This window comes from Hallella faecis, assembly GCF_018789675.1.
GTDB classification, from domain to species: Bacteria; Bacteroidota; Bacteroidia; order Bacteroidales; family Bacteroidaceae; genus Prevotella; species Prevotella faecis.
In genome coordinates, this window is record NZ_JAHKBE010000081.1 from 1 (window position 1) to 7,181 (window position 7,181).

The 7,181-nt window shown below is 45.3% G+C and carries 6 protein-coding genes; all 6 read right to left on the reverse strand.

Annotated elements, in window-relative coordinates; all coding sequences use genetic code 11:
- Positions 1-9 precede the first annotated feature (9 nt).
- Positions 10-738: a DUF262 domain-containing protein gene (locus tag KM934_RS11985; RefSeq protein ID WP_215760837.1), complete on the reverse strand. Its 729-nt coding sequence runs from the start codon at positions 736-738 to the stop codon at positions 10-12.
- Complete coding sequence (locus KM934_RS11990; RefSeq protein ID WP_215760838.1) at positions 725-1,777, reverse strand: alcohol dehydrogenase; 1,053 nt, start codon at positions 1,775-1,777, stop codon at positions 725-727. The genes KM934_RS11985 and KM934_RS11990 overlap by 14 nt, the downstream gene beginning before the upstream one ends.
- Positions 1,777-2,112, reverse strand: coding sequence for a PAS domain-containing protein (locus KM934_RS11995; protein WP_215760839.1), 336 nt, complete (start codon positions 2,110-2,112; stop codon positions 1,777-1,779). Before KM934_RS11995 ends, KM934_RS11990 begins: the two co-directional genes overlap by 1 nt.
- Before the next feature lie 11 nt (positions 2,113-2,123).
- A complete protein-coding gene (locus tag KM934_RS12000; protein WP_215760840.1) occupies positions 2,124-2,855 on the reverse strand; it encodes a YczE/YyaS/YitT family protein in 732 nt (243 codons plus the stop codon).
- Positions 2,856-3,101: 246 nt separating this feature from the next.
- Complete coding sequence (locus KM934_RS12005) at positions 3,102-6,491, reverse strand: SNF2-related protein (protein WP_215760841.1); 3,390 nt, start codon at positions 6,489-6,491, stop codon at positions 3,102-3,104.
- Between the two features lie 3 nt (positions 6,492-6,494).
- Positions 6,495-7,118, reverse strand: a complete 624-nt coding sequence (locus tag KM934_RS12010; protein WP_094402516.1) for a hypothetical protein — start codon at positions 7,116-7,118, stop codon at positions 6,495-6,497.
- Positions 7,119-7,181: the final 63 nt, after the last annotated feature.

Consider the following 7,181-nt stretch of genomic DNA (forward strand, 5'->3'; position numbering starts at 1 on the left):
CTTGATTATTTAACATTTATGCGACTGCGTCGCATTCTTCTGCAAACTTAGAGTGAATTCCCATGTTTTACGTCCTCTAGACCAATTCCATATAGGAAACAGATAATCGCAGAATAGTTCTCGGATTTTTGCCATGTCTTTCTCTTCCCATTTGTTCACAGCATATTCCATATCATAGGTGTTTCCTTGCATCTCTCTGAGGTGGTAGGCTTTGAGCAAATCGTGAGGGTCAAGAGCTCGGCCGCGTGTGTTTTGTGAATCAAATAGTTGAAAGGCTTCTGACTCTTTATCGACATAAATAATAACTACTTCAAGTATATCCTTCATTGCATTAATGAAAGCAGTTTTTTCATCCTGTGTTCGTAGAGAAAACCACTCTTTTATACAATGATAGTTTTCATTAATATGCTTGAGCGTTGTGTTATCTGTGAATTTGGTGCTGAGAATACTATTGTCAAATTTCGCATCCAGATAGTGATTCAATAGCGTGAGTGAAATTATGCGTTGTTGACCATCCACTATATGTAGATTGTTGTTAACTTCATGTAGAATAATCGTGCCAACTCTGTATTTGAAGTCGGTATATAATCTATTCTCGCTAATTGCATGTTCAATGTCAAGAAGTAAATCCGTAATATTCTGAACGCCCCATTTGTATGGACGCTGATATTCTGGAATACTTAAGTTTTTTCTTAAGCAATTGCTCACAGAGATTATTTCAATTTTATTTTTTTTCATAATCGTTGTCGTATATTGCTACTTTGATAACTCCATCTCGCTTCTGCTCAAAAAGTTCGTAGGCTTCAGCAATCTTTGCCAACGGGAAACGGTGGGTGATGAGCGGTGTGGTGTCAATCTTTCCCTCCTTGATGAGTTGCAGGATCTTTTCACAGTCACAGCCATCCACACCTCCTGTCTTGAAGGTGAGGTTCTTGCCGTACATCTGTGGCAGAGGCAGCACCTGTGGTTCATCATAGAGGGCAACTACCGTAATTATGGCATTTGGACGAGCACATTGCCAAGCGAGTTGGAATGTGTCGTTTGCTCCAGCTACTTCAAGAACTCTGTCAGCACCACCATTGACACTGTTTTTGATAACGAACTCCTGGCACTCTTCGGGAGTAGTCAGAAGAACTGAAGAATAGTGCTTACGAACAAACTCACGTCTCTCTTCAGATTTTTCGCAAACGATGATACGCTTTGGGTTCCTCAGCATCACACAAATAAGGGTGCAGATACCTGTAGGACCAGCTCCGATAATCAGAACTGTATCGTCTTCTGTTATCTCAGTGATACGTGCTGCCCAGAATCCAGTAGCCAGTACGTCACCTACAAACAATGCCTGTTCATCGGTTACTTCTTCAGGAATACGGTTCAATCCTTGGTTTGCCAATGGTACACGGACGTATTCCGTCTGACCGCCGTCAATGCGACAACCCAATGCCCAACCGCCATGTGGTGAGGTACAGTTGTTCACGTAGCCATTCTTGCAGTAGAAGCATTCTCCGCAGAAGGTTTCTACGTTCACCGTCACTCTGTCACCTGGCTTTACGGCAGTCACCTCAGAACCGACTTGTTCAACGATTCCCACCATTTCATGACCAATGGTTATTCCTGGCACAGCACGAGGTACACTGCCATGCTTGATATGGAGATCACTTGTGCAGATGCTTCCCAAAGTCACCTTGACGATGGCATCTGTAGGTTCTATGAGCGTTGGCTTTGCTTTTTCAAGCAATGCGAACTTTCCTTTTTCTATGTATGTGTATGCTTGCATTATATTGTGTCTCTATTGAATACCGGCATCTCATTGGGCAGGTCAATAGCTAATTCTATCAATCCTGCAACATTTCCCTCTGCATCATACCATGGTGTCTGGTGCAGAAGCTTATGTTTTCCGTGTCGGATAATCTGATAGGTGTTGCTTTCGCCAGATTCAATCATGTGGCGAATCATAGCTCCAGCTTTCTCTCCATGACAATTATAGAGATTTTTGCCAACCACATCGCCATCACGATCAATGGCACGTTTGTTTTGATAGAGTATAAAACCTTCTTTATCGCATACTGTTGCTGCGATGTTAGGGACGTTTTCGAGATAGTCAAAAGTCATGATTTGATGTGTTATTGATGTTTTATATATCGGGCCAATCCATAGACATAGCGACGGAATCCTGGTTTGTAGGCAAGGATGCGGTCAAACCATCCGAGATATCTGTTGACAAATCTAACCACCACGCCCACATACACCATGGCGAATAGCGTGCCAACGCCTACTATCTGCCATTGCCATGAGCCGAGCAGAAGAAAGCAAAGGATGACGGCAAGGATGACGAGTGAGGTGTCAACCCTTATCTTTGCCTTCGGAAACTCAAGACCTGTAACCTTGTGGATAGCAATCGTAATTCCCTCACCAGGCATAGTTACGGAACCACATTTAACCTCCATGGCAATGCCGATGCCAAGGATTGTGCAACCGGCAATCTGTACTAACGCGTTAATCCAGAGCGCATCGGACAGAAGCCACTGTGTCAGATACATGTTCAAGTCAATGAGCATTCCGAAGAAACATCCGATAACGAGCTGGAACAACTGTACCCACTCAAAGTTTCTTCTTAGTATCAGTATTTGTGCCACAACGAAGACGGCATTCATCAGTATGGTGTAGGTACCGATTGTCCAATCTGGTACTGCGTCCATAACCTCGCCGGCACTCGCCATAACGTACGGTATGGTTGAGATCACGCTGCTGCCAAGTTGACTCCTGACGCATACGGCTACTCCTAGCGTCATCACATAAAGCGAAAGGAGAAGCAGAAAGTGCTGCCAGATGAATGAATTTATCTTGTCTTTCATTTTTCTAAACCTTCTTTATGAACTTAGCCGGTACACCACCCACAACAGTTCTTGGTTCTACATTCTTCACAACTACTCCAAGCGGATATAGTCCGCAATCAATCTTGAAAATTTTCTTCATTGTGTTTTTTTTGCCTTAAAATTTGAAATGTATAGGTTTTGTAAACTCTTCCCTATTCTCAAGTCCCTGAACATGGCCGAGGTTGGTCATCCACCCGTCGATGTTTTTAAGGTAAACACCTTTGCTCATCCAAAGATTTCGTGCAGCTCCTTGTTTGAAAGTTTGCCAATCCAACTCTCGCCTGTAGCTACTGTGAGGTCAGCAAGATGCTTCTTTTCTTGTATCATAGCGTCAATGCGTTCCTCGAAAGTGTTTTGCGTGATAAAGCGATGCACCTGTACGTTCTTGTGCTGACCGATACGATATGCGCGGTCGGTTGCCTGAGCCTCTACTGCAGGATTCCACCAGAGGTCGTAATGTATGACGTGAGTTGCTGCCGTGAGGTTGAGACCAGTACCGGCTGCCTTCAATGAAAGTATGAAGATGCGGTCGTTGCGGTTGTTCTGGAAACGGTCAACCATTTCCTGGCGTTGTTTCAATGAGCATCCACCATGATAGAACATCGGTTCTTCATCAAGAGTGTTACGGATGAAGTGTCGGAGCAAATCGCCCATCTCGCGGAACTGCGTGAAGATAAGGACCTTCTCGTCAGCATCAATGATACTACGAAGCATATCGAGCAACATTTCTGTCTTTCCCGATAAGGTTGCATCCATGCGGTTGTCCTTGAGATACTGCGTCGGATGATTGCAAATCTGCTTCAAGGCAAGCATCATCTGCAGGATAAGTCCCTGGCGCTTGAAAAGAGTCTGATGGTCTTCTCCCTCCATTCTCTCTATGACAGCCATACATTTGTTGACGGTCTCTTGATATAGAGCAGCCTGTTCAGGAGTAAGCGATGCCAACTCGTTGCGCTCTATCTTGTCAGGCAGGTCGCTGATGATACTCTTGTCCGTCTTCAGCCGTCGCATCAGGAATGGAGCTGTCACCTTGCGGAAACGTTCTGCCACACGACTGTCTCCATACTTCTGTATAGGCTTCGCGTATGAATCAGAGAAGTCCTTTGCCGAACCAAGGTAGCCCTTGTTTGTAAAGTCAATGATACTCCAGAATTCCGACAAGCGATTCTCCACCGGTGTACCACTCATGGCGATGTGACAATTGGCTGGGATGCTGCGTATAGCCTTGCTCTGTGCAGCATCGCTGTTCTTGATGTTCTGGGCTTCGTCTATGACGAGCACTTGCCATTTCTGTTTCTTCAGTATGTCGGCGTCAGAGCGCACCACACCGTATGTCGAGAGGATGATGTCAGCATTCTTGCAGGCCTCGTCCTTCAGGTCACGTGCCGCACCGTGATATACACCAGTGGTCAGCCCGGGAGCGAAGCGCTTCACTTCCGCCTGCCAGTTGTGCAGCAAACCTGTTGGCACTACCACAAGCACTTTCTTCTTGTCCATTGCGCCCTCTTCCTTCATTTTTGCCAGCAGGGTAATGACCTGCAGGGTCTTGCCAAGACCCATGTCGTCAGCTATGATACTGCCGAAGCCTATTTTCATATTGCGATACATCCATGAGAAGCCTCGTTCCTGATAGGGTCGCAACTGTGCATTGATACTTTCAGGCAGAGGTATGATGCTCTGTGATGTAAATTGTCTTATGAGCTTGCGCACCTCATCGGTCAGTTCTACAGGTGCTCCCTTGTATTCACCACAAAGAGCCGCTTGCAACAGTTCGCCCGGCTTTATCTTTGGTGGGGCATTCAGCACTTTCTGCAGTTTCGACAATCCCGCCTCATCAATATAGACGTATTGTTCCTTGAACCGGAGCAATCCACCCGCACGACCGAGCAATCTGTCAAATTCTTCGGGTGACAGGAACACATTGCCCACAGCCACCTGCCAGTTGAAGTCGAGCAGGTCGCCCATTGACAGGAATCCATTTGAATCCTTTCCTTTTGATTTCAGTTTTACAGATATTTGTGGACGAATAAGTGTCTGCAATGCCTTTGGCATTATGACGTTCACACCATGCAGTCGCATGGCAGGAATCACTTGCAGCAGGAATGTTGGGAAAGTTTGCATCGTGAACTCAATGCTTCTCTTGCCCTTGTCGTTGATGTAAGCGTCAAGTCCGTCAACTATGTCGCATAGGATGGCAAGCTGACGCAGTATCTCCATTCTGCTTGATGTGTATGCCTTCTTTGTCATCACATCCTCCAGCGGATGACCATCCGCCTTCACATCCACGGCAAAGCCTTTTTCCGTCTCGTCAATAAGGAACGTTACCTGATGCTTGTTCTGCATGAAGTAACGGTCAATCCATGAGCGTATGCCGCCAGGGGTATTCGTTTCTCCGATACCATTGAAGCGCGAACACTCAGCTTTGAAGAACAAATCATAGAACAGTTCGTCTTTGCCCTCATGCGATAGCATAGGAACGAGATACGTTATCATCTTGCTGACAAGTTCCTTGCTCTGACCCAGTCTGCCAATAATGCTTCGGGTGGCATCGTCAATCATGGCAGGTTGCCATATAATGTGGTATTCCTTCTCTTCCTTGGCCTTGGCACGTCCACGCCCTTTGCTTATCACAAGGTCATAGTAAATCTGTGGAACTACGCAACCATGCGCTATCAGTTGAAGCGCACAGATGAGCACACTGCGAAGGGCTGCAATAGAATCATCATAGTCACGCAGAAAGTCAATGTTGATGTCGAGCAATTGCTGAAGCAGGGAAGGGCGAATATCGTCAACAGAAACAACGTCACGTTTGTTCAAAGTCTTGCCGCCAGTACTTAGAAACAGTTTCTGCTTATCCTGCAACACCTTTGTTGCTACCTTACTTATATATAACAGTTCCTTCTGGTAGGTCTGTTGGAAATCGCCATGATGACAAAACGCAGGCGACGATGGCAGAAGGTTGGACAACGGCAGTGTAAGCTCAGAGAGCAATGTGTAGTCGGGCATCTGTTCGGGCACTTTCCTCAGTTGCATCTGTTCCATCGTGGCATACACCGCACTCATATTCTCCACCTCCATCATCTCTGTGGAGTCGGCGGCTGTTATGCCACGCTTCTCCAGCTCTGCCATCAGGTCAACGCCATGCAGCGAAAATACAAGGAACGGATTATTGTCAATCTCCATGCTCGTTTTGTAGATGACGGCAGCCAGATGCTTGCAAGGCACAGCCCAGTCAGGACATGAGCAATTCATCTTCAAGTCCTTCCATTGCTTGGGGAACAATGGCATACCAGCCTCTTCAGCCATCTTTGCCAACGATTCATCCAACTGACGGTTGAAGAGTTTGCTCAGCACGACAGGTTGTTCCAGTATCAGTTTGATGAGTTTGTCAATATCCTTCGACGAGAACTCGGGCAGTTTTATGGTCTCGCTATAGGGCGTGCGACGGCTTCCCTTCACTTTCGCGCTAATGATGTTGCCCGAGAAGTTTATCTCCTGCACCATACCATTACGAGCGTATGAAGCGCCACGAGGTAATCGGTTACTGTAATCAATATTCTTTAGTGCGCCGAGCCATTGCTCGCCCCACCATGTCTTTCCGTATTTTGTTGCCATGTTTCAAGTCCTTTCTATTTGTTGTTTTAGAACAGATTCTTCCCATTTTCTCAATGAAGACAGTTGTTCCGGAGTGTGTAACCAATGTTCGCTGTCCTTTAATGTTACAACATCGCACATGAACTGATTGATAAATGTCTCGTTCACTTTGTCGCTGACAACCAAATCTTTTTCAGCACGCAAAATATATGTCTTGTTGGACCAATTTGCTATTTGATGTAATACAACCCATTCATAATACTGTTCATCTTTCTCTTCCATACCCTCAACAAATCTTTTCATGTCCAAAATTGGGGAAACGAACAATGCTTGTTCAATCTTTTCATTCTCAAAAGCCAACAAGGAATACCAGCATCCAATTGAGTTGGCACGGAGACTTATTGTTGAATAGTGTTCTTTGAGAAAATCCTTTACTTCCAAAAGTTTAGGAAGAACATTCCAAGGCACATCCATAACGGATAAGTCAATCCCAATCACTTGATAGCCTAAAGGAACAGCAATATTTGCAAAGCGAATCGCTTCTTCCTTGTTGCCTGCTTGTCCATGTACAAATAGAAACACATTCTCTTTCTTTTCTCCAATGATGATTGCATTGGTATGTTGTATTTTACATTTTTCTATGTTCATATATTAATCAATAGTTCGTTAAAATTTGAGATAAAGGCTAAGCAGTTTTACGCTGCCAGCCAA

Excerpts from the sequence above, each read along its gene's own strand:
- KM934_RS12005 (WP_215760841.1), bottom strand. The coding sequence starts at position 6,491 with ATGGCAACAAAATACGGAAAGACATGGTGGGGCGAGCAATGGCTCGGC.
- KM934_RS12000 (WP_215760840.1), bottom strand. The coding sequence starts at position 2,855 with ATGAAAGACAAGATAAATTCATTCATCTGGCAGCACTTTCTGCTTCTC.
- KM934_RS11995 (WP_215760839.1), bottom strand. The coding sequence starts at position 2,112 with ATGACTTTTGACTATCTCGAAAACGTCCCTAACATCGCAGCAACAGTA.
- KM934_RS12010 (WP_094402516.1), bottom strand. The coding sequence starts at position 7,118 with ATGAACATAGAAAAATGTAAAATACAACATACCAATGCAATCATCATT.
- KM934_RS11990 (WP_215760838.1), bottom strand. The coding sequence starts at position 1,777 with ATGCAAGCATACACATACATAGAAAAAGGAAAGTTCGCATTGCTTGAA.
- KM934_RS11985 (WP_215760837.1), bottom strand. The coding sequence starts at position 738 with ATGAAAAAAAATAAAATTGAAATAATCTCTGTGAGCAATTGCTTAAGA.